General features: G+C 47.7%; 21 protein-coding genes and 1 tRNA gene. 16 read left to right on the top strand and 6 right to left on the bottom strand.

Features of this window, described 5'->3' with window-relative positions; translation table 11 throughout:
- The first annotated feature begins 75 nt into the window (after nucleotides 1–75).
- The 6 genes from PJF56_RS07125 (at nucleotide 76) to PJF56_RS07150 (ending at nucleotide 4,898) form a co-directional block, all read left to right on the top strand.
- The gene (locus PJF56_RS07125; protein WP_283761957.1) at nucleotides 76–1,353 is read left to right on the top strand and encodes an NB-ARC domain-containing protein; all 1,278 of its coding nucleotides are present in this window, start codon (nucleotides 76–78) and stop codon (nucleotides 1,351–1,353) included.
- Between the two features lie 60 nt (nucleotides 1,354–1,413).
- Entirely contained in the window at nucleotides 1,414–1,797 is a 384-nt protein-coding gene (locus PJF56_RS07130) for a hypothetical protein (RefSeq protein WP_283761958.1), read from the top strand.
- A complete protein-coding gene (locus PJF56_RS07135; RefSeq protein ID WP_283761959.1) occupies nucleotides 1,794–2,195 on the top strand; it encodes an HNH endonuclease in 402 nt (133 codons plus the stop codon). The genes PJF56_RS07130 and PJF56_RS07135 overlap by 4 nt, the downstream gene beginning before the upstream one ends.
- 105 nt (nucleotides 2,196–2,300) lie before the next feature.
- Nucleotides 2,301–3,095 (top strand): SWIM zinc finger family protein, encoded by a 795-nt coding sequence (locus PJF56_RS07140; RefSeq protein WP_283761960.1) that lies wholly within the window; start codon nucleotides 2,301–2,303, stop codon nucleotides 3,093–3,095.
- A 94-nt stretch (nucleotides 3,096–3,189) separates the two neighbouring features.
- Nucleotides 3,190–4,572 carry a multicopper oxidase family protein gene (locus PJF56_RS07145; protein ID WP_283761961.1) on the top strand — a complete coding sequence of 461 codons (1,383 nt, stop codon included), beginning with the start codon at nucleotides 3,190–3,192 and terminating at the stop codon, nucleotides 4,570–4,572.
- A gap of 44 nt (nucleotides 4,573–4,616) precedes the next feature.
- Nucleotides 4,617–4,898 (top strand): TIGR02450 family Trp-rich protein, encoded by a 282-nt coding sequence (locus PJF56_RS07150; RefSeq protein WP_283761962.1) that lies wholly within the window; start codon nucleotides 4,617–4,619, stop codon nucleotides 4,896–4,898.
- Nucleotides 4,899–4,939: 41 nt separating this feature from the next.
- Here PJF56_RS07150 and lpdA read toward each other — a convergent pair whose 3' ends face one another.
- On the bottom strand, nucleotides 4,940–6,364 hold the full coding sequence (lpdA, locus tag PJF56_RS07155; protein ID WP_283761963.1) for a dihydrolipoyl dehydrogenase: 1,425 nt from the start codon (nucleotides 6,362–6,364) through the stop codon (nucleotides 4,940–4,942).
- A gap of 145 nt (nucleotides 6,365–6,509) precedes the next feature.
- On the opposite strand from lpdA, the gene PJF56_RS07160 reads away from it, so the two are divergent.
- The 4 genes from PJF56_RS07160 (at nucleotide 6,510) to queC (ending at nucleotide 9,560) form a co-directional block, all read left to right on the top strand.
- Nucleotides 6,510–6,743 (top strand): hypothetical protein, encoded by a 234-nt coding sequence (locus PJF56_RS07160; protein WP_283761964.1) that lies wholly within the window; start codon nucleotides 6,510–6,512, stop codon nucleotides 6,741–6,743.
- Nucleotides 6,744–6,772: 29 nt separating this feature from the next.
- Nucleotides 6,773–7,516 carry a Uma2 family endonuclease gene (locus PJF56_RS07165; protein ID WP_283761965.1) on the top strand — a complete coding sequence of 248 codons (744 nt, stop codon included), beginning with the start codon at nucleotides 6,773–6,775 and terminating at the stop codon, nucleotides 7,514–7,516.
- A gap of 21 nt (nucleotides 7,517–7,537) precedes the next feature.
- On the top strand, nucleotides 7,538–8,305 hold the full coding sequence (locus PJF56_RS07170) for a Uma2 family endonuclease (protein ID WP_283761966.1): 768 nt from the start codon (nucleotides 7,538–7,540) through the stop codon (nucleotides 8,303–8,305).
- Between the two features lie 127 nt (nucleotides 8,306–8,432).
- The gene (queC, locus tag PJF56_RS07175) at nucleotides 8,433–9,560 is read left to right on the top strand and encodes a 7-cyano-7-deazaguanine synthase QueC (RefSeq protein WP_283761967.1); all 1,128 of its coding nucleotides are present in this window, start codon (nucleotides 8,433–8,435) and stop codon (nucleotides 9,558–9,560) included.
- Between the two features lie 59 nt (nucleotides 9,561–9,619).
- On the opposite strand, the gene PJF56_RS07180 is transcribed toward queC, so the two are convergent.
- The 3 genes from PJF56_RS07180 to aroB form a co-directional block, all read right to left on the bottom strand.
- A complete protein-coding gene (locus PJF56_RS07180; protein WP_283761968.1) occupies nucleotides 9,620–10,843 on the bottom strand; it encodes a URC4/urg3 family protein in 1,224 nt (407 codons plus the stop codon).
- Nucleotides 10,844–11,004: 161 nt separating this feature from the next.
- Nucleotides 11,005–11,250: a type II toxin-antitoxin system Phd/YefM family antitoxin gene (locus PJF56_RS07185; protein WP_283761969.1), complete on the bottom strand. Its 246-nt coding sequence runs from the start codon at nucleotides 11,248–11,250 to the stop codon at nucleotides 11,005–11,007.
- Between the two features lie 8 nt (nucleotides 11,251–11,258).
- Complete coding sequence (aroB, locus tag PJF56_RS07190; protein ID WP_283761970.1) at nucleotides 11,259–12,410, bottom strand: 3-dehydroquinate synthase; 1,152 nt, start codon at nucleotides 12,408–12,410, stop codon at nucleotides 11,259–11,261.
- Nucleotides 12,411–12,516: 106 nt separating this feature from the next.
- On the opposite strand from aroB, the gene petL reads away from it, so the two are divergent.
- Together petL and PJF56_RS07200 are read left to right on the top strand one after the other, a co-directional pair.
- Complete coding sequence (petL, locus tag PJF56_RS07195; RefSeq protein ID WP_283761971.1) at nucleotides 12,517–12,618, top strand: cytochrome b6-f complex subunit PetL; 102 nt, start codon at nucleotides 12,517–12,519, stop codon at nucleotides 12,616–12,618.
- Nucleotides 12,619–12,691: 73 nt separating this feature from the next.
- Nucleotides 12,692–13,822 (top strand): AbrB family transcriptional regulator, encoded by a 1,131-nt coding sequence (locus tag PJF56_RS07200; protein WP_283761972.1) that lies wholly within the window; start codon nucleotides 12,692–12,694, stop codon nucleotides 13,820–13,822.
- Nucleotides 13,823–13,838: 16 nt separating this feature from the next.
- Here the strand turns inward: PJF56_RS07200 and alr are convergent, their stop codons facing one another.
- Nucleotides 13,839–15,029, bottom strand: coding sequence for an alanine racemase (gene alr, locus PJF56_RS07205; RefSeq protein ID WP_283761973.1), 1,191 nt, complete (start codon nucleotides 15,027–15,029; stop codon nucleotides 13,839–13,841).
- 174 nt (nucleotides 15,030–15,203) lie between these two features.
- On the opposite strand from alr, the gene PJF56_RS07210 reads away from it, so the two are divergent.
- Nucleotides 15,204–15,276 (top strand) — tRNA-Glu (locus PJF56_RS07210).
- Between the two features lie 65 nt (nucleotides 15,277–15,341).
- Here PJF56_RS07210 and PJF56_RS07215 read toward each other — a convergent pair.
- Entirely contained in the window at nucleotides 15,342–16,985 is a 1,644-nt protein-coding gene (locus PJF56_RS07215; RefSeq protein ID WP_283761974.1) for a class I SAM-dependent methyltransferase, read from the bottom strand.
- 150 nt (nucleotides 16,986–17,135) lie between these two features.
- Here PJF56_RS07215 and PJF56_RS07220 point away from each other — a divergent pair, with 150 nt between their 5' ends.
- The 3 genes from PJF56_RS07220 (at nucleotide 17,136) to PJF56_RS07230 (ending at nucleotide 20,205) form a co-directional block, all read left to right on the top strand.
- Nucleotides 17,136–18,560, top strand: coding sequence for a flavocytochrome c (locus PJF56_RS07220; RefSeq protein WP_283761975.1), 1,425 nt, complete (start codon nucleotides 17,136–17,138; stop codon nucleotides 18,558–18,560).
- Between the two features lie 105 nt (nucleotides 18,561–18,665).
- Entirely contained in the window at nucleotides 18,666–19,964 is a 1,299-nt protein-coding gene (locus PJF56_RS07225) for a Coenzyme F420 hydrogenase/dehydrogenase, beta subunit C-terminal domain (protein WP_283761976.1), read from the top strand.
- Nucleotides 19,939–20,205 (top strand): hypothetical protein, encoded by a 267-nt coding sequence (locus PJF56_RS07230; protein WP_283761977.1) that lies wholly within the window; start codon nucleotides 19,939–19,941, stop codon nucleotides 20,203–20,205. The genes PJF56_RS07225 and PJF56_RS07230 overlap by 26 nt, the downstream gene beginning before the upstream one ends.
- The last annotated feature ends 20 nt before the right edge of the window (nucleotides 20,206–20,225 follow it).

Here is a 20,225-nt window from a genome sequence, read left to right on the forward strand (position 1 = left end):
GCGGTAATGGGTAATGGGTAATTGGTAATGGGAAAACCATTTTTCACGCTATAATCCCCATTTTTCAGGCTTTTCATGGGAAGGCACTCAACCCTTAAAATTTCGATAACTGTACCTCATAACATCGAAAAGCGCTGTAAGCTCCGGGAAAAATTAGGAGACGACCTGAAGAAATATAATTTTCGTTCTAAGGTAGAGAAAATAAATAGGGCTTCTCAATCTTCACAATATGGTCACTGTTTACAAGTTGATACTGTTAATGTTGGTGGTCAGTTTATACAAACGATTAAAGATGTACAAAACCGATCGCCCTCCGAGTCCTCTCCCCCAAACTCCACTACCCAACATCCCTCACCTATCATCGACTTAACCGACGCACCGGAACTCACCGACTTTTACAACCGCACCACCGAACGCTCCACGCTGAAACAGTGGATATTAAAAGACAAGACGCGCTTAATTGCCATCTACGGTTTGAGTGAAATTGGCAAAAGCACCCTCACGCTCAAACTCATCGAAGAGATCCAGAGAGAATTTGACGCGATTATCTGGCGCAGTCTGAGCCATACTCCCACCTTATCGACGCTGCAAACTGAACTGAAAGAATTTTTGGCCCCATCTCAACCGAACCCATTACCAACCCTTCTTGACACTTTTCGCCACACTCGCTGTTTAGTCATCCTCGATGATGTGCAGAGTCTTTTTCAACCCGGTAAACTCGCGGGGGAATATTTAAGCGACTATAAAGACTATGGCCAATTTTTTAAACAAATCGCCAGAACACTGCACTACAGTTGCGTCATTCTCCTGAGTTGGGAAAAACCGAGAGAAATTGACACATTAGAAGAAACCCATCGATACACGCGCAGTTTGCACCTCAAAGGATTAGAATCTGAGGCTGAGGAAATTTTGAGAAAAGCGGAATTAGTTGACGAGGAAAACTGGCCAGAGTTGATCGAGTTGTATCAAGGACATCCCGTCTGGTTAACGATTATTGCGGCAACAATTCGGGAACTTTGTGATGGTCAAGTTTCCCGCTTTTTAGCCGATCCCCCCCTTGAAAAGCAGGGGCAAAGAGAAGAGATATATTTAGGAGACGTAAAACCCATTCTAGAAACTCAGTTAGAACGATTATCAGACTTAGAAAAACGAGTGATGGTTTGGTTAGCTCGTCAGGAGGGAGGGATCGATCTGGTGGCAAAATTGCCCGATCGCGAGTTCTCTAAATCCCAATTATGGGATGGGATGCGATCGCTAGGAAGACGGGGATTAGTGGAAAAACAATTAGCAGGAGAGCGATCGCACTTTGTCCTCCATCCCCTCTGGCAACAGCATTGCCTTGAGCTACAATAGTCGGTAGCGTGGCTGACAAACCCGGTTTCTGGGTTCACAATAATTAAATCATCATGTCCTATGGCACAACTCACCCTCAATATTCCTGACGAACTTGCTGAACGTCTCCGACCTCTACAGAATCAACTTCCGGAACTCCTCTGGCAGTTGTTAGAAATTCATGGATACTCTGAATCAACTCCATCTACAGCAAGTCATTCTCACCCAGAATCTTCTGCTGTGTATCAAGAAATTCTTGAGTTTCTGCTCCAGCGTCCTACCCCAATGGAAATTTCTGATTTTAAGGTTTCACTAACAGTTCAGAAGCGGTTGCAGACTTTATTAGACAAGAATCGCGAAGATAGACTAACTCCATCAGAAACCGCCGAGTTAGATGCTTATGAACAGCTGGAACACTTGATGTTATTACTGAAAGTGAAAGCCTATTCTGTGATGCAATCATGATCGGTTCCCAATTGCGTAAGCTGGTTACAGAACGGGCAGAAGGACGTTGTGAATACTGTCTAATTCATCAAGATTTTTCTATTTATGCTCACGAAATAGACCACATTATCCCTATCAAACATGGCGGAAAAAACCATCCTGATAATTTAGCTTTGTCTTGCTTATCCTGTAATCGCCATAAAGGTTCTGATTTTGCTACCATTGACCCTAACACGGGTGCAATTATTCCTTTATTTAACCCCCGTAGCCAAGTCTGGACGGAACATTTTATCCTGCGTGAGGGTATAATCGAAGGCTTAACTCAAATGGGTCAAGGGACAGCTAGATTACTCCAGTTCAACACTGCTAAACGGATTCTCCAACGTCAGTTGTTGATTGACCAAGAAAAGTATCCCTAGCGGTTAGGGTGCATTAGTGACAGCGTAACGCACCTACAGGATTGACCTACGGTAATTTGCTGCGCTATTTATTATTGAAACAGTGATGAAAACTAGGGAGGAAACATGAATTCATACGGTATAGAGCGGGAATGGTGGACGCAACAATGGTTAGATTTACTCAATTCCTATCGGTTCAAGAAACGACTGGAGCGGGGGCGCAATTATGCACGAGAAGGGAATGTTTTATCGATTCAGTTTCGCGAGCAAAAAGTGGTGGCTGAGGTGCAAGGAAGTGATGATGAACCCTATCGTCTTTCGATTGGGTTAGATGCGTTTACTTCGGAAGATTGGGATCATGTGATTGAAACGTTATCGGAAAAAGCGATTTATGTGGCTAAGTTGTTAGCAGGAGAAATGCCGGATAATATTGAATCGGTGTTTGCTGCTAATGGGTTAAGCTTATTTCCGTTTACGTTGGGGGAAGTCCATTCTCGATGCAGTTGTCCGGATAAGGCGAATCCCTGCAAACATATCGCGGCAGTGTATTATTTGTTGGGCGATCGCTTCAGTGCCGATCCCTTTGTGCTGTTTCAATTGCGCGGCAAAAGCAAGGATGAGATCATCTCTGCGCTGCGTGAAAAGCGGGGAATTGCACCAGAAAACCCAGAGAATGAACACCCACCCCTAACTTATCCCCAGGTTGCTCTAGACCAGTTCTGGCGCTACGATCGCGAATTAGAATCCTCCCTCGTGGTAATTGCGCCCCCAGGGAGTTCAGAGACGGTGTTAGATGTGCTAGGGCCGATTGTACCAGAGCGCACTAAAACCCCTGAATCTAAACCGTTAATGGCTTACCTGAAAACCTTATATCAGGATGTGAGCTTAAACGCCACGCGATCGGCTTTCCGGGGAGACTAAGGTAAGATTCTGGCGATCGCCAGAAAAACTGTGACCCTTCCCTCAACCCTAAAATACAACAATGATGCTCAATCGACGCAAATTCATAACTTATATGACAGGTGCAAGCGGTACAGTGCTGCTGAGTCAATGTAGTCACAAAACCCTGAGCCGATCGCAAACTTTTCCCCAGAACTATATCAGCCAAGACGGATTATTATCCGTGGATATGGTTGCCCAAGAAACACCCATGCAGTTAGGCAGAAATCGGCTGAAGCAATGGGGCTATAATGGGCAAATCCCTGGGCCAAGACTAGAAGCAAAACCGGGAGATACAATTAAAATTAATTTTCAAAATCAATTACCGCAAACCAGCAATCTCCATTATCACGGGTTGCATATTCCCCCCACAGGTACAGCAGATAATGTGTTTGTTGCGGTTCCCCCAGGAGAACAATTTAGTTATGAATTTACCCTCCCTAAAAAACATCCGTCGGGAACCTTTTGGTATCATCCCCATTATCATGGACAGGTAGCCGAACAGGTGTTTAAGGGATTAGCAGGCTTATTGATTGTGCGGGGAGAATTAGATGAAATTCCAGAAATTCAAGCCGCTTCTGAACAGTTTTTAGTCTTCCAAGATTTTACCGCTAATCCTAATCCTAACCTCTCCCGTGGAGCGATTATGTTAGGCAGAGAAGGGGAATTGGTAACGGTGAATGGAAAACTTAAGCCAGAGTTTTCCATTCCTACCCAAGGTTTGGTACGCTTGCATCTGCTTAATGCGTCGATTTCCCGGTTTTATCGCCTATCTTTAGATGAACATCCGTTTTATTTAATTGCCACCGATGGAGGTGCAATTTCGGAACCCGTAGAATTAACCGAGTTACTCTTAGCACCAGGAGAGCGAGTACAAGTTTTAATTCAAGGCGATCGCCCCCCATCCCAGTATCAGTTACTCAGTTTACCCTATGACCGGGGAACCATGGGCATGATGGGCCATATGGGATTATCCTCTAGCAGCAACCCAACCCAGGCGATCGCCACCTTTAACTATACCGAACCCGTCGCCCCCACTCCCCTACCCAAAACCCTAATCCCCATCACCCCTTTACCCGAACCTCAAACCCTGCGTCAGTTTACCCTCAATCATGGCATGAATCCAGGCATGGGTATGGTGTTTTTGATTAATAATCAAGCCTTTAATCACCAACGCATCGATGTTAAGGCCAAATTAAATCAAATTGAAGATTGGGAAATCATTAATTTAGGAGGAATGGATCATCCCTTTCATATCCATGTCAACGCCTTCCAAATCATCAGTCGCAACCAAACCCCTGAACCCCTTTTAGCCTGGAAAGATGTGGTTAACGTGCGTCGCGGAGAAACCGTGCGCTTGCGGATTCAGTATCAAGATTTTATCGGCAAAACCGTTTACCACTGTCATATCCTCGATCATGAAGATCGAGGCATGATGGGCATTTTAGAGATAGCTTAATTTCCCAAGAGTATTCTCTATCGAGTTAACTTAACCGGCAGATCATGGCTAAAAAACAAAAATTTCCGTTCCTAGTTGGCTCCAAATGGACAGCCAGACAAACGACCTGGGGATGGCGACATTTTCAGGTCACCAACCGCAAAAATCAGGGAAAGTTTATTTTTGCGGAAATGGTGGCTTCTTGCGATCCCAATGTGCGCTTTTGGTTAAACGCTGCCCAACTGAAAGACCGTGACTTATGGCAACCGGGATGGCAAACTCTCCAGGAGATGGCGGAATACAACACAAAGTGCGGTAATGAGGCTTTCCGGCCGGAAAGCCCCTAAAGATTATCGTAAACCCACTCTTGCGAAGCGCTATAACTGCCTTAGCCCACTGCGCGTTTGTAGGCTTCATCCAGAACTTCGGAGAGCGTCGGATGGGTATGGACTAAATGGGCGAGGGTGTGGATGGATTCCCGTTTGGCGATCGCCGCCGATGCTTCATGGATCAAATCTGCTGCATGGGGGCCGATAATGTGAACGCCGAGAACTTCCCCATTATCCTTACGGTAGATGACCTTAGCCATACCTTCGGTCTCTCCTTCGGCGATCGCCTTAGAATTGCCCTTAAAATAAGACCGTACTGTAGCCACCTTAAAGCCTTCCGCCTCTGCAAGTTCCTTCGCTTGCGGTTCGCTCAACCCCACATAACTAATCTCTGGATGAGTAAACGCCGCCGCCGGAATCGAGCGATAATCAATGGTACGGGGGCGATCGCACATATTTTCCACTGCCACAATCCCTTGAGCCGAAGCCGCATGGGCCAACATCATCTTACCCGTCGCATCCCCGATCGCCCACAGATGGGGAACTTTTTCGCCATCCGACAACACCGCCATCGTATCGTCAACGGGAATAAAACCGCGCCGATCCAACTCTACCCCCACTGATTCTAAGCCCATATTCTTCGCCGTAGGAATCCGCCCCGTTGCCACCAAACAAGCATCAACTTCTAAAACCTCTTTAATTTCCTTCGTTTTCGCATCCGCTAACTCAATCACAACCGGAGATCCCGGCGTAACTTTCATCGCCAACATCCCCACACGGGTTTCAATATCACGAGGCGCAATCAAAGTCCGTTGTGCTTGTTTGGCAATATCGGGATCGAACGTCGGCATCAACTTATCCAACGCCTCAATCAGCGTCACCTCGCAGCCCAACGCCGTATACACATCCGTAAACTCTAGGCCAATATAGCCGCTACCAATCACCGCAATCCAGGGGGGGAGAGACTCCAGACGCACCGAATGGTCGCTCGTAAACACCGTTTTACCATCAATTTGAATTCCTGGAGGCACAAACGGAACCGAACCCGGAGCCACCATAATATCTTTTGCCGTAAACGTCTTCAAATCTCCCTCATTTTCCACCGTCACCTTTTGGGGAGCTGCCACCTTACCCCAACCGCGCAGAATATCCACCTTCAGCCGCTTAAGACTATTCGTCAGGTCAGATTGAATTTTATCGACTAAATTATTAGCATGATCGGCGATCGCCTGACGCTCAAAACTCACACCCCCCACTTGAATCCCCAAATCCTTCAAGTGATCCGCATCCTGCAACTCTCGCACCCGTCCAGAAGCAGCCAACAGAGCCTTAGAAGGGATGCATCCTCGGTTAACACAGGTTCCTCCCATCTCTGCTGCTTCCACAATCGCCGTTTTTAGCCCACAACTGACAGCATGGAGAGCTGCCCCATGTCCCCCAACTCCAGCACCAATAATGATCAAATCGTAATCAAACTCACTCATGCTTTGCTCCTGCTTCTGTAATTCACTAACTCGTTTGACCTTGATTTTACAATGCTTCGGGGTTCAGACGATTCAGCGCGTTATAACAGAAGACAAACTCAAGTATGGTGGCATCAACAGAACCTGGCGTATTCTTTTTACCGTTATGAATCAAAATCCACAAGACCCACACACCCATGCCGAACAAGAATTTCAGCACTCCCTGCATCAATTGGGAGAAACCCTGAAAACCGGTAAAATTCCCCAATCTTCTACCCAAAAGTCAGACCCCTTGAGAACCCATCAGTTTCAAGAACCAGAGCCTATGGATGAAGCTACCCTAGAGGAAGCAGCAGCAGACATTGAAGAGTTTATGAACCAATTATCAGAGGATGAATAGTCCAATAGTCCCTTAACCTCCAACCAACCATGAACCCAACCTCCCTGAAAAGTCCCCTGATCTATCCCGAACCCGATGGAGCGCCCATGGCTGAAAGTGACCCCGCTCGCGATTACCTCGTTTATGGCGTAGAATCCCTGAAAGTTTACTTTCAAAATCGTTCGGATGTTTACGTTTCTGGCAATCTCTGGCTCTCCTACGAACAGGGTGTCCCTGATGCAGTGATTTGTCCCGATGTATTCGTCGTTTTTGGAGCCGAAAATCGCCCCCGCAGAAGCTACCGCGTCTGGGAGGAAAATAACCGTCATCCCGATTGGGTTTTAGAAGTGACTTCCATGAGTACCCGACATAAGGATGAGCGCGATAAACCCACGACTTATGCCCAAATGGGAGTAACGGAATATTTTCAGTATGACCCCAGTGGTGATTATTTGCAGCCTCGTTTGCGAGGACGCAGGTTAGTCAATGGAGAGTATCAATTATTGACTCTCAATGAGTTAGCCGATGGGACATTATCCGTTTTCTCTCAGGCTTTAGGTTTGGAGATGCGAGTGTTACCAGATGGTAAGTTACGGTTTTTTGACCGGGAGAGTGGGGAGTATTTACGCAGTCCGGATGAGTCGGAACGCGATCGCCTTTACGAACGCCAACGCGCCCAACAAGCAGAACTAGCTCTAGAGGAGGAACGCAGACGCGCCGAACAAGCAGAAGCCCAATTACAAAAATTACGCCAGCATCTGCTAGAACAAGGCATAGATCCCTCCAACCTATAGTCCCTTAACCTCCAGTCAACCATGAACCCAACCTCCCTCAAAAGTCCCCTGATCTATCCCGAACCCGATGGAGCGCCCATGGCTGAAAGTGACCCCGCTCGCGATTACCTCGTTTATGGGGTAGAATCCCTGAAAGTTTACTTTCAAAATCGTTCGGATGTTTACGTTTCTGGCAATCTCTGGCTCTCCTACGAACAGGGTGTCCCTGATGCAGTGATTTGTCCCGATGTATTCGTAGTCTTTGGAGTGGAAAACCGTCCCCGCAGAAGCTACCGCGTCTGGGAGGAAAATAACCGTTATCCCGATTGGGTTCTAGAGGTGACTTCCATGAGTACCCGACATAAGGATGAGCGCGATAAACCCACGACTTATGCCCAAATGGGGGTAACGGAATATTTTCAGTATGACCCCAGTGGTGATTATTTGCAGCCTCGTTTGCGAGGACGCAGGTTAGTCAATGGAGTGTATCAGTTATTGACTCTGAATGAATGGGCTGATGGTACGTTATCGGTGTTCTCTCCAGTTTTAGGGTTAGAGATGCGCGTACTGCCAGATGGTAAGTTACGGTTTTTTGACCGGGAGAGTGGGGAGTATTTACGCAGTCCGGATGAGTCGGAGCGCGATCGCCTTTACGAGCGCCAAAGGGCTGAACAAGAATTCCAACGGGCTGAACAAGCAGAACTCGCTCTAGAGGAGGAACGTAGACGCGCCGAACAAGCAGAAGCCCAATTACAAAAATTACGCCAGCATCTGCTAGAACAAGGCATAGATCCCTCTACACTGGAATAAGTTAAACCGGGATAGACCGATCGCATCGGTTATCCCTGATTTACAATACTATTGATCCCATTGTTCATTGTTAATTGTTAATTGTTCATTGTTAATTGTTCATTGTTAATTGTTCATTGATTGTTTCATGGCTCAAACCCAAGCTCTAGTCATCCTTTCCGGTGGACAAGATTCGACCACCTGTGCTGCATTAGCTACCCAACAATTCGATCTCGTCCATGGGCTGACGTTCGACTATCAACAGCGTCACCGGATTGAGTTAGAAAGCGCTCAGGCAGTGGCTAAAAAGCTGGGATTGGCAAGCCATGAAATCGTCTCTGTGGGGCCAATTTTGGCGAGTACGAGTCCTTTGGTGAGCCAAACCCCTTTGGCGGAGTATGAGAGTGCGGAAGCGCTGCCAGGGGGCCTTGAGGCCACGTTTATTCCAGGACGTAATATTTTATTCTTGACCTTAGCGGCGAATCGAGCAGCCCGTCTGGGGATTCGCGACATAGTGTTAGGGGTGTGCGAGACCGATTTTGCCGGGTATTGGGATTGTCGCCAGAGTTTTATTGATGCCATGGGTGTAGCGTTGGGTGAGGGGATGTATGGGGATGGTGGAGCCTATCAGATTCATACCCCCTTGATGAATTTGACGAAAGCGGAGTCAGTAAAGTTAGCTCAGGAGGTATTAGGCGATCGCTTCGAGTCGGTGATGGAGTTAACCCATACCTGCTATGGGGGGGTGAAGGGGGGATGCGGTAAGTGCCATGCCTGTATCTTAAGAGACCGAGGGTTTCAAGAAGCGGGGGTTAACGATCCGATTTGGAAATATCGGGGGGCTGTAGTACAGGAATCGGAAGATAATACTTATGGCGATCGCGCGATCGAACACGCTGCCAACAGTCCCCTAGAAATTTGGCCCAACCCTTCCCCGAATCATGATTATGCGATCCATGTGGAACATCCAGAGTTTACCGCCCTTTGTCCGCGATCGGGTTATCCCGATTTTGGCACAATTGTGCTTGATTACTTTCCGAGTCAATCAGTTTTAGAACTCAAAGCCTTTAAACTTTATATCAACAGTTTTCGGCAACAAAGAATCAGCCATGAAACCGTAGTTAACCAGGTTGCCGATCGCCTAATGGCAGAAGTCAAACCCAAAGCACTGCGAATTATCGGCGATTTTACTAGGCGCGGAGGCGTAAAAACCGTGATTACCGCTTATCGGGGTGAACAAATACAGTTTCCAGAGTATCAGCCCAATGTGCTTTAATTCCTCTGGGTATGAGGGGCTAAAAGTTATAGTAGAGAAAAATGCTGTAAAATCAGGCATTAAAATACCGTACCATCGCTTTCAATGAGTAGGGGAGGAATTCCACCGGGGCGAAGTTGGGCGGCAATTTTTCGTCCTGCTGTCCAACTTCCACCTTGCAAGAGTTTGACTAGGGGAAATTCATCGGCAGTTAAGCTGAATTTTTCCCGGATAATTTCGGCAAGTTGGTCGAGTAAAATCAGGGTTAAGGCTCGCCATTCAATAATCAGTTCTGAATCAACGTTATGGGAGACTTGCAACTGGGAAGGATCTTTAAGTTCTAATACGCCTAAGTCTAAGAACAGTCCGCCATTGCGATATTCAGGTAACCCAGTGAGTTGATTTAAATCGGTGATAATTAATCCCAGTTCTTGCAAGGGTTCCAGGAGCGAGTAGGTTAACCATTGGGAGAGTTTATGAAAAGGAATCAATTGGGAACCTATGCCAGTATTGGGTAGGGCAGAATGTTGCCAAACATCCCCTAGGTTAACGCCATCGAGGGTTAAGCGTCCAGGCCAAATTTCTCCCAGGCTTTCTAGAATGGTTTGGAAAATGGTAACAGTAGATAAGCGATCGTTTTGGGTTTGTATTAGCCAACCGTGAATTAAATCGCTCGGACGGGGGGGAGAGCCGGGAAAAAATTGGGGAGAATTAGAGAGAACTTGACCCAATTTTTGCAGCAGTTGCAGTCGTCCAGAGATGCCAACTAAGGGATTTTCAGGGGTAACTTGAAAGGCGGTTTCTAGGGCGGGTTGGGTGAGGTTTTGCAGGGCAAGACTATCGACTTGATAGGGATGCTCTGGGTTGCTGGAAAAGAGTCCTTGGTAAAAGCTGTGAAAACTGGCAACGGCTAATCCTTCAGAACGGCTATAAATCTGGTTGGTTTGCGGTTCTTGATAGTGCCATTTTGCTCCTGCTCCGGCATCTAGGAGGACGCTGATTATGGCTAAGTCGAGTTTTGATTTGGCTTGTTCTAGGGCAGAGGAGCGCAAGAGAGATGCTTGCAGTTGCTCTAAGCGAGATTTTCCCCCTATTTCAAAATGTCGCCACCGGGAATGAAAGGGAACGTTGAGATCGGGATATTCGCTGCGGATGACTTCAATGACGTAATCAGCAACATCGGGTAGTTTGGATAGGTGGCAATGAAAGCCGGATAGCTGGTGAGATTGGGCTAAGTTGAATAGGATTAAGGCGCGATCGCGAATGGTTTGTGGCGCTCTTAACTTTCTGATAACGTCCTGCATCCATCTTCCTCCTTATCCTCTCCAACCGCTTGCAAAACATTGTGATTTCGTAGGTTGGGTTGAGGAACGAAACCCAACAAATACGTTCGGTTGACGTTGGGTTTCACTGCGTTCAACCCAACCTACGGGAAAATGGCGAAGGCATTGATAAAGGAACTGCATTAGCTATAATCCTGAAACTCATCTAAGGGAGCATCAAAATCATCAGAGAGGATGACGCGATCGCGATAATGCGACCCATCGCTGACGCGATCGCAGCCAAACCGAGCAGGAGGAGATGCAGACACAGGCGCGATTTTAATCTGTTGATCCTTCTGGTTCGTGATCACAATTTCTTGTCCTGCAAACGCCATTTCTAGCAGCTCGGCAATTTTAGGTAAGGCTTGATTAATATCAATATTCTCCATATCTCACCTCAAGATGCGCCTAAACTGGCTAAGACTTCCCGTAAAATGTCCTCGGAAACTCGATCGGTAATTTCAGCGTTGGCTCCTGCTCCTCTACGTTCTTTATTAAAAGTCTTGTTAGAAAAGTAGGGTAAAATAAACCGTACCCGACCCGATTTTACCTTTTTATCCGTTTGCAAACTCTCCAAAATGCTGTCAATGGTGACTTCGGAGGGAATGCGCGTAGGGAGTCCGGCTTTTTCAATTAAGGCTAACTGACGCTGATCCCAATTTTGTCCCCATCCTCCCATCTTCAGAGCTATTTTACTGGCTGCCACCATGCCGATCGCCACTGCTTCCCCATGAATCACCTGCTCGTAACCCGTTAAACTCTCGATCGCATGACCAATGGTATGCCCATAATTGAGAATCGCCCGTAACCCCGCTTCCTTCTCATCCTGACTCACCACCTGAGCCTTGGCTTCACAGGAGCGAGTTAAAATCAAATTCAATAACTGGGGGGGAACCGCCTCAAACCGATCCAGCCTAGTTTGCTTTTCAAGCTGCTTAAACAGCTCCAAATCCCAAATCACTCCATACTTAATCACCTCCGCCATTCCTGCCCGAAATTCGCGCTCTGGCAGGGTCTTTAGCACCTGACGGTCAACCAAAACGAGGCGCGGTTGATGGAATGCCCCAATCAGGTTTTTGCCGAGGGGATGATTCACCCCCGTTTTGCCCCCAATAGACGCATCCACCATCGCCAGTAAGGAGGTAGGGACTTGGACAAAATTAACGCCTCTGAGCCATGTAGCAGCAGCAAACCCCGTCATATCGCCAATCACACCGCCTCCCAGAGCAAGTAGGGTAGAGGAGCGCTCTAGACGATGTTCCAGGGCACAATCATAGATGGTTTGAATGGAATCTAGGGTTTTGTGTTGCTCTCCGGCGGGGATGAGATGGGAAAAGACCGTAAAACCGGCGTTGGTTAAGGAGGCTAACGCCCGTTCTGCATAATAATCGGCGATCGCCGGATTAGAAACCACCAGCACCTTATTCCCCAAATTCAACTGAGCCATAGGAAAGCCAAGCTCATCAAGACTCCCTGGGGCGATCGCAATCTCATAGGACTTATCCCCCAACTCCACCCGCACCGTAGACCCTGAAACTAATCCATCCATCATCGCTTTGTGGTTCAACTCTTTGTCAATCAGTTGTATCCTAGTTTACGGAATGTTGCGATTAATCTCAAGACTTTACAATCTAGTTAACACAAGGAGAAAAAACATGAGCATTGGTGGAGCCATTACCTACGTTGCCTTCCTCGGAGGCATGATCGGTGTAGCGATTGCCCTGTGGTTTGGACTACGGGCGATTAAGTTAATCTAACCTTCCCTCCTGTGCCCTGAGCGCAGTCGAAGGGCACAGGAAGGGTAGGAGAACATTAAAACGGTGAAATCATATGGTCGATGTTCCCGAACACAATCAGGCAAACCAAAAATCCCCACAGGAAAAGCTTCGAGAAACGGTCAAAATCAACCTATACTATATCGGTTTAGTGGCGATCGCCTCGACAACGGCCCTCCTGGGTAACGCACTCCATATTCCCGTATCCTGGCTCGTTGGCCCCATGCTCTTTGGTCTCATTTGGGCCATTGTCCGAGGAGAAGCACAACCGCTCCCCTCTATTTTTTCCATTATTGGTCAAGCCATTATTGCCCTCACCACAGCAACCCGTTTCTCCCTAGACACGCTAATTTTAGTAAAAACCTACGCTCTACCTCTTCTGGGTTGCATCACCATTACCGGCCTATTAAGCGTTTTCAATGGCTATCTTCTCAGTCGTTGGGCTGGACTTGACAAAGCAACCGGTTTTTTAGGCTGCCTTCCTGGAGCCGGGCCGAGCTTAATTGCCCTCAGTGAAGATTTAGGCGCAGATGCGATCGCCGTTGCCTTTCTGCAATACCTACGCATTCTCTTAGTCTCTGTGATTGTCCCTTCCCTGGTTACCTTCTGGTCGGGCGAAACTATAAATCAACCCATCCCTCCCCCTGATGTCTCTGCCTCAACCTCTAGCCTTTCCCCTAGCCTCAACCTCGGTATTTTAGCCCTCTGCTCTCTTTTCGGTGTCCTCATAGGAAGGGGGATAAAACTGCCCGCAGCCGTCTTTCTCGGCCCCTTTTTCCTCGGCTTAATCACCTTCTGGAGTCTCCCCTATCCCCTGCACGTTCCCGCTCCCATTTTTGCAGCCGGTTTGTTATTGTTCGGATTGTCCATTGGCCTCAAATTCGATCGACAAGTAGCCCAAAACCTGATTAAATCCATGGTGATTCAACTAGGATTAGTGATGATTTTAATCGCCATTTGTTTAGGGGTTGGCTATGAATTTCATCAACTCACCCACATTGACACCTTAACCGCCATTTTAGGCACAACACCAGGGGGAATTAGTTCCATGACGGCAACCGTCATCGAAATTGGAGGCAATGCGGGCTTAGTGGTCGCCATGCAAATGACCCGCATGTTCCTGATTTTATTACTCAGTCCCTGGTTGGCCTCATCTCTACTGTCTTCTCAACCCGTGAAAGAATGAGATAATCTCCCCATCCCTAACGGGTGACTCTAGGCAAACGATGCTTAAAGCTACATAAAATTTCCCAAGAAATCGTTCCTAGAATAGTGGCCCAACGATCGGCAGTAAACTGATGGTCTCCATCTTGTCCCAAAAGAGTGACCACTTCGCCCACTTGCAGATCTCGAATATTGCTCACATCAAGCATTAACTGATCCATGGTGATGGCTCCCACTTGGGGAATACGTTGCCCTCGAATGCCCACTTGTAGTTGATTGGAGAGGTTGCGGGGAACACCATCAGCGTAACCAATACCGACGACAGCAATCGTCATATCGCCCGGAGCAATATATTGATACCCATAGCTAATTCCTGTACCCGCAGGAATGGTTTTGATTTGGGTGATCCTTGCTCTGACTTGCATCACCGGTTTGAGGTGAATAATTCCTTGTAGATGGGGTGCGGGATAGAGTCCATAGGTGGCTAGTCCGACGCGCACCAGGTCATAATGGCAGGTGCGATCGCATAAGGTAGCCGCAGAATTGGCTAAATGGAGCTTCGGTAACGGTAACCCCATGGCTTGAATTTGGGCGATCGCCGCTTCAAAGCGCTGATGCTGTTGGTTCATAATCTGCGGATCGGGACTATCGGCTGTTGCCAAGTGGGAATAGACGCTGCCAATCTGGAGATAGGGGAGGTGGGAAACCCGTTGGTAAAACTCCGCTCCTTCTTGCCACGGAATGCCTAAACGGGACATTCCCGTATCCAGTTTCAGGTGGACGGTGAGGGTTTTTTGCAGTTCATTGAGGGTTTCCGAGACAATTAAGGCTTGTTTGGCACTACAGAGCGTCGGTTGCAGATGCCAATGGGCGATCGCCTGGATTTGTTCAGGGGTATTAACCGCTCCTAAAATTAGAATCGGGGCTTTGATTCCTGCTTCCCGTAGTTGTATTCCCTCTGGAATGGTTGCCACCCCTAACCAACTTGCCCCCGCTTCTAGGGCCGTTTCAGCAACGGCGATCGCCCCATGACCATAGGCATCTGCTTTCACAACCGCCATTAACTGGCACTTCTGGCTCAAATGCCGTTTAATTTCTCGTACATTATGGGCGATCGCCCCTCGATCGATTTCGACCCAAGCTCGCTCCCGTAAAGACACACTTGGCCCGCTCTCTGGTAACGACGAATGATTCGATTTGAGTTTCAGCGACGATTCTTGACTGAGCATATTCACTCCCACAGACCACACCAAATTTATCCCACACTGTATCCGGAGTTCCGGATTCCTACAAGAGGAAATGGGGACGATTAACCAGGGATCTGAACGCCGAGAAAAAAAAATTGGATTGGGGGTTGACAGATCCAAAAACCTTAGTTAGGATAATTAAGGTGAATAAAACAAGCCCCCATCGTCTAGAGGCCTAGGACACCTCCCTTTCACGGAGGCGACAGGGATTCGAATTCCCTTGGGGGTATCAAGAATACCAAAAAAAAGGAGAGAGTCGTAACCCACTCTCTCCTTTTTTTGCCTTGCCATTTTTCAAAGCACGATCGGCTCCTGGCGATCGCAAAGCGTATGCATTTCCCCTTCAGAGTCGATGATTTTAATTTCTAGGCGATAATCGCGCTCCGGCTGGATTGCTTCTGGGTGATAAAATTGGGCAATCCAACCACTATAAACATAATCCGGTTTTCCCCAATATTGGGCCACATCGGGACGCAGACAAGTGGGTAAACAGCGCTGCTTCAGGGTTCCATTGAAGTAAATTTGGATATCTTCCACCGTTATATCAGAGTGTAGGACAACAACCCATCCTTCCAATTCTAAAATTTCCCCTTGGCTATCTAAAGCAGGTTTAAGGGTGGCGCTCTCTAGATGAGATTGAATATTATTAGACCAAATATTATCTAATATTTTGGAGCGCCACCAATTGGACTGAGAGCGAATCGCGTCTTTCCAATTGGTTTTGGTCGCTGGTTGAGCCGGAATTCCATGGGGTAATAAAGTTTTTATCCAGTTTAAGTAAATAATCCGTTCTTTTTGGCGATCGCTCACAGCTTTAATCATAATCATATCTGTTTCTAAATCCACCTTTTCGGGCCAACTGAACGCACAGCACCAACCGGATTTTTGCGCCCATTGAGGATCGATTTCCAGCACTTGCACCGCTTTCTGAGACAGATAGAACGGGATGCAACGTTGCCATAATTGATGAGTGCGGGGTTCTCCAGATTCCCCCCTGTTTCCGATCAGCCAAACTTGAATGTCTACCACCCCATGATCCGGTTGCACAATGGCACTCCATCCCCGCAGGAAAAATCGCCCCTGAGCGTCCATAAAATAGCTCTCTAGAGCGCCTTTGGGCGTATAATCGATGTTTAAATCAGAAAAGTCGCAATCCGGGGTTTTAACGACCACATACAAGTCTTGTAGCGTAAAAGCTCTGGGAAATCGAGTATAAGAGACTTCATTCCCCATAGACGCGGCGATCGCCCCCTTAACAAACTCCTCCGTCACCCAACTTGAGCCATATTCTGCCCGATCCAGAGATTGACTTTCGCTTTGCTCCACAAATAAAATCCCCGATTCCGGCATATCATAACCCGGTGGTTTCACGGCTCCATCGTGAACGCTAAAAAGCAATAATCCATCAGGTAAAAGTAAATCATATAAACCCTTAAGCCATTGAACAAAGCGATCTTTTGGCAAATGGCTAAACAGGGAATAGACTACAATACAATCAAACTTTTCCTCACAGCGATAACCCTCCGGATCGATCGCCGAATAAATCCCATTCACACCCAATTCTTGGCTCACAAAATCAACCGCATCTGGATAAATATCAGAAGCCCAAATCTTTTGCGGATCGAGCTTTTCCACCCAAAATCGCGTTAATCTTCCATAGCCACAAGCAAACTCTAAAAAACGGTCTATCTTATGCCAACCCTGATGATGCCATTGAATGACCTGATCTACGCGATCGACAATCTCCTGAGCTGACTTAAAATAGGCAAGAATAGCTTGCTCCTCTTGCCCTTGATAACTTTGTGCATCGAGCAAAAACAGCAGCATCTCATCTTGGGGATGAATGTCGGTATTCAGAGACTTAAAGCCAGAAAATTGATCCGCCAAGTATTCTCCCAGTAGATCATAAGTAGATGGCTGAATTTTTTGATTGCACATTTTGGACATTAAACTCTTAACGATTATAATCTGATTTTACGTTTTTTTGTTTGAGTTCCGCTATGACATATAATGTTAAAGTTGAGCGGTGTGGAAGCATCTTACGATGTTTGAGGGAGGTGACTTTCATAAGATTTGGATTTGAAAAGCATGAACAAGACTAACATTGATGCCGGAATGGATATCGTAACTGATGTCGTAATAGTGGGGAGTGGATTTGCGGGACTCAGTGCTGCGATCGCCGCCGCTCAAGCAGGAGTATCCGTCATTCTGGTGGAAAAAGAAGCAAGCTGTGGGGGAAACTCCCTGGTCAGTGGTGGTGCTTTGACCGTCGTGGGTTCCCCGATTCAGACACGAGAAGGCATTACAGACTCCTTTGCCTTGCTCAAGCAAGATATGTTAACCGCAGGCAGACAACTGAATAATGTGGCCTTAGTTGAGACGATGGTTCAGGAATCCTACCCAACGCTGCAATGGCTTACAGAGGAACTAGGGGTAAAATTCAAGGATCGGGTCGATCAGTATGGGGGTCATTCTGTACCCCGCAATCACAATCCTGAAACGCTTTCAGGCTCTGAAATCCTGACCGCAATGCTGACCCAGGCCAAGTCCCTAGGGGTTGAGATTAGAACCCAAACCCGACTCATTCGGCTCTTGACAACACCGGCTCAAACGAACACCACGCCTCCGATGGTTACGGGGGTTGTCGTCAAAACCCCCGATCGGGAGATTAAGCAGATTGGGGTAAATCAGGGCGTTGTATTAGCGACTGGTGGGTTTTCTGGCGATCGCGCTTTTCTGCAACAACAGGCTCCCCACTTACCAACTGGATTGGATCATACCAATGTTCCGAATGCCACCGCCGAAGCCCTGATTGAGGCGATACGGATTGGTTCCCAGTGCGTGGACTTAGAGCAGGTACAGCTTGTCCCTTGGGTCTCCCCAGATGAAACGGGATATGGCATTGCCCCTCTATTTGGCAGTTACACCGTTTTAGCCTATGGGTTGGCCATTGATCCGGTAACTGGAAAGCGTTTTATTAATGAGCTGGCCGATCGCAAAACCTGGGTAGACACCCTATTGACCCTGGGACATCCTTGTATTGGCATCGCTGATACGGCGGGTATGGAAAATTCTGGGATTGATATTGAACCCTATTTAGCCGATCAAGCAGTCGTCAAGAAATTTTCAACCCTATCTTCCCTTGCCGCAGAATATAGCATTCCCGATACCGCATTACAGCAAACCCTGGATCGATACAACTACTTTGTGGAACAACTCCATGAAGATCGAGATTTTGGCAAATCCTTACGCGATCAGGCAAAACCCTTAAACCCGCCATTTTATGGTGTACGCTTATGGCCTAAAGTGCATTACACCATGGGGGGGGTGAAAATTGATGCTCAAGCACAGGTTCTTGGGGTTGGGGATCTTCCCATTGCCGGACTTTACGCTGCGGGTGAGGTCACAGGTGGAATGCATGGGGCTTGTCGTTTAGGAGGCTGTTCCATAACAGAATGTATTGTGTTTGGTCGCATTGCAGGGCAAAATGTAGTTAAGCATAGCATTACTTAAAATCATGATTAATCATCAAGAACGATACGATCGCTCGGCCCCTGATTACAATCAAGATGTTGCAGAAAGAAACTATGATGGCTCTAAAACTGTGGGATAGTATTGATGAATAAAAATAGCCACAAGCAAGACAAACTCTCCTTAGATGAGATAGTGACGGCTGGTTTGTGTATGGGTTGTGGACTGTGCCGCAGCATAGCCGGTTCGGAGCGAGTGGAAATCGCCATGACCCCTGAAGGAAGAGAACGACCGATCGCACTGAGTCCATTAGACGAAAAAACTTTGGAAGCGATCGACGCCACTTGTCCGGGGATACGGGTTCCCAGCGCAGAGCCAGAATCGATACCCGAGGGGGCAGAGACGGACATTTTATGGGGACCCGCCACGCAAATGGCGATCGGCTACGCAACCGATCCAGAAATCCGCCACCGTGGTTCTTCAGGCGGCGTGTTGACAGCTCTAGCCACCTACTTATTGGAGAGCAAAGAGGTGGATTTTATCCTTCATGTCGCCGCTTCAAAAGAAAGACCGATCGTCTCCGAACCCCGCCTGAGCTTCGATGCTGTCAGCGTCTTGGAAGCATCCGGCTCCCGCTACGGTCCTGGGGCGCCCTTAGCTAATTTTATGGAGGTTTTGGACTTCAATCGGCCTTTTGCAGTGGTCGGCAAACCCTGCGACATTACGGCGATGAGGAACCTAGAGCGTCGCGATCCGCGCGTGAAAAAACTGATGCGCTATTGCCTGTCTCTGATTTGTGGGGGGATGTCCGATTTATCCAAAATACTGAGCGCACTCGACCAGTTCGGCATCCGAGAGTCAGAACTGCGAAGCTTCCGATATCGCGGCTACGGCAATCCCGGTTTGACCCGAATGGAAACAAAAGACGATAAGACTTTTGCCCTAACCTACAACGACTTATGGGCAGACGAGGCCAATTGGGGAACCCAGCCCCGCTGTAAAATCTGTCCGGATGCCGTGGGCGAAGTGGCAGATATCGTGGCAGCAGATTGCTGGCCGGGAGCGAGTCCGACTGGGGAAGATGAGGGATTCAACGCGATCGTCGTCCGCACCAAACGAGGACAAGAACTATTCGAGAAGGCTATGGCCGATGGGGTGCTGACGACGATCCGAGAGATTACATTTCGCGATCTAGATCGCTTTCAACCTCATAAGGTACGGCAGAAAAAAGCCGCCTGGGCTCGTTTTGCAGGTATGCGTGCTGCTGGCTTGCCGGTGCCAAATACGGAAGGCTTGCGGCTGGAAGAACTGGCGCGGGAACAGGGCTGGAAAAAACTTCTGGCTCAAGCACGGGGGGCGCGCGATCGCGTGAAAACAGGCCGACTTGGAGAACCCTCAGCAACGAGAGAACCCTCAAAAAATGACGAATCATATGGTTTTTATTAAAGAAATGGCCTATCAGGCACTTCCCTATAGGCAACGCAAAACTGCTCTATCCAACAGTTTTAGAGTAGATGCTCTACTAAAGCAAGATATGTTAACCGCAGGCAGACAACTGAATAATGTGGCCTTAGTTGAGACAATGGTTCAGGAATCCTACCCAACGCTGCAATGGCTTACAGAGGAGCTAGGAGTAAAATTCAAGGAGAATGTATTGTGTTTGGTCGCATTGCAGGGCAAAATGTAGTTAACCATAGCATTACTTAA

Source organism: Roseofilum halophilum BLCC-M91, from assembly GCF_030068445.1.
GTDB classification, from domain to species: Bacteria; Cyanobacteriota; Cyanobacteriia; order Cyanobacteriales; family Desertifilaceae; genus Roseofilum; species Roseofilum halophilum.

Coding starts and splice junctions, on each gene's coding strand:
- petL (WP_283761971.1), top strand. CDS start 12,517: ATGAGCATTGGTGGAGCCATTACCTACGTTGCCTTCCTCGGAGGCATG.
- PJF56_RS07160 (WP_283761964.1), top strand. CDS start 6,510: ATGAATCAAAATCCACAAGACCCACACACCCATGCCGAACAAGAATTT.
- PJF56_RS07130 (WP_283761958.1), top strand. CDS start 1,414: ATGGCACAACTCACCCTCAATATTCCTGACGAACTTGCTGAACGTCTC.
- PJF56_RS07135 (WP_283761959.1), top strand. CDS start 1,794: ATGATCGGTTCCCAATTGCGTAAGCTGGTTACAGAACGGGCAGAAGGA.
- PJF56_RS07145 (WP_283761961.1), top strand. CDS start 3,190: ATGACAGGTGCAAGCGGTACAGTGCTGCTGAGTCAATGTAGTCACAAA.
- lpdA (WP_283761963.1), bottom strand. CDS start 6,364: ATGAGTGAGTTTGATTACGATTTGATCATTATTGGTGCTGGAGTTGGG.
- PJF56_RS07185 (WP_283761969.1), bottom strand. CDS start 11,250: ATGGAGAATATTGATATTAATCAAGCCTTACCTAAAATTGCCGAGCTG.
- PJF56_RS07170 (WP_283761966.1), top strand. CDS start 7,538: ATGAACCCAACCTCCCTCAAAAGTCCCCTGATCTATCCCGAACCCGAT.
- PJF56_RS07200 (WP_283761972.1), top strand. CDS start 12,692: ATGGTCGATGTTCCCGAACACAATCAGGCAAACCAAAAATCCCCACAG.
- PJF56_RS07220 (WP_283761975.1), top strand. CDS start 17,136: ATGAACAAGACTAACATTGATGCCGGAATGGATATCGTAACTGATGTC.
- aroB (WP_283761970.1), bottom strand. CDS start 12,410: ATGGATGGATTAGTTTCAGGGTCTACGGTGCGGGTGGAGTTGGGGGAT.
- PJF56_RS07165 (WP_283761965.1), top strand. CDS start 6,773: ATGAACCCAACCTCCCTGAAAAGTCCCCTGATCTATCCCGAACCCGAT.
- PJF56_RS07230 (WP_283761977.1), top strand. CDS start 19,939: ATGACGAATCATATGGTTTTTATTAAAGAAATGGCCTATCAGGCACTT.
- PJF56_RS07225 (WP_283761976.1), top strand. CDS start 18,666: ATGAATAAAAATAGCCACAAGCAAGACAAACTCTCCTTAGATGAGATA.
- PJF56_RS07180 (WP_283761968.1), bottom strand. CDS start 10,843: ATGCAGGACGTTATCAGAAAGTTAAGAGCGCCACAAACCATTCGCGAT.
- PJF56_RS07150 (WP_283761962.1), top strand. CDS start 4,617: ATGGCTAAAAAACAAAAATTTCCGTTCCTAGTTGGCTCCAAATGGACA.
- alr (WP_283761973.1), bottom strand. CDS start 15,029: ATGCTCAGTCAAGAATCGTCGCTGAAACTCAAATCGAATCATTCGTCG.
- PJF56_RS07140 (WP_283761960.1), top strand. CDS start 2,301: ATGAATTCATACGGTATAGAGCGGGAATGGTGGACGCAACAATGGTTA.
- PJF56_RS07125 (WP_283761957.1), top strand. CDS start 76: ATGGGAAGGCACTCAACCCTTAAAATTTCGATAACTGTACCTCATAAC.
- PJF56_RS07215 (WP_283761974.1), bottom strand. CDS start 16,985: ATGTGCAATCAAAAAATTCAGCCATCTACTTATGATCTACTGGGAGAA.
- queC (WP_283761967.1), top strand. CDS start 8,433: ATGGCTCAAACCCAAGCTCTAGTCATCCTTTCCGGTGGACAAGATTCG.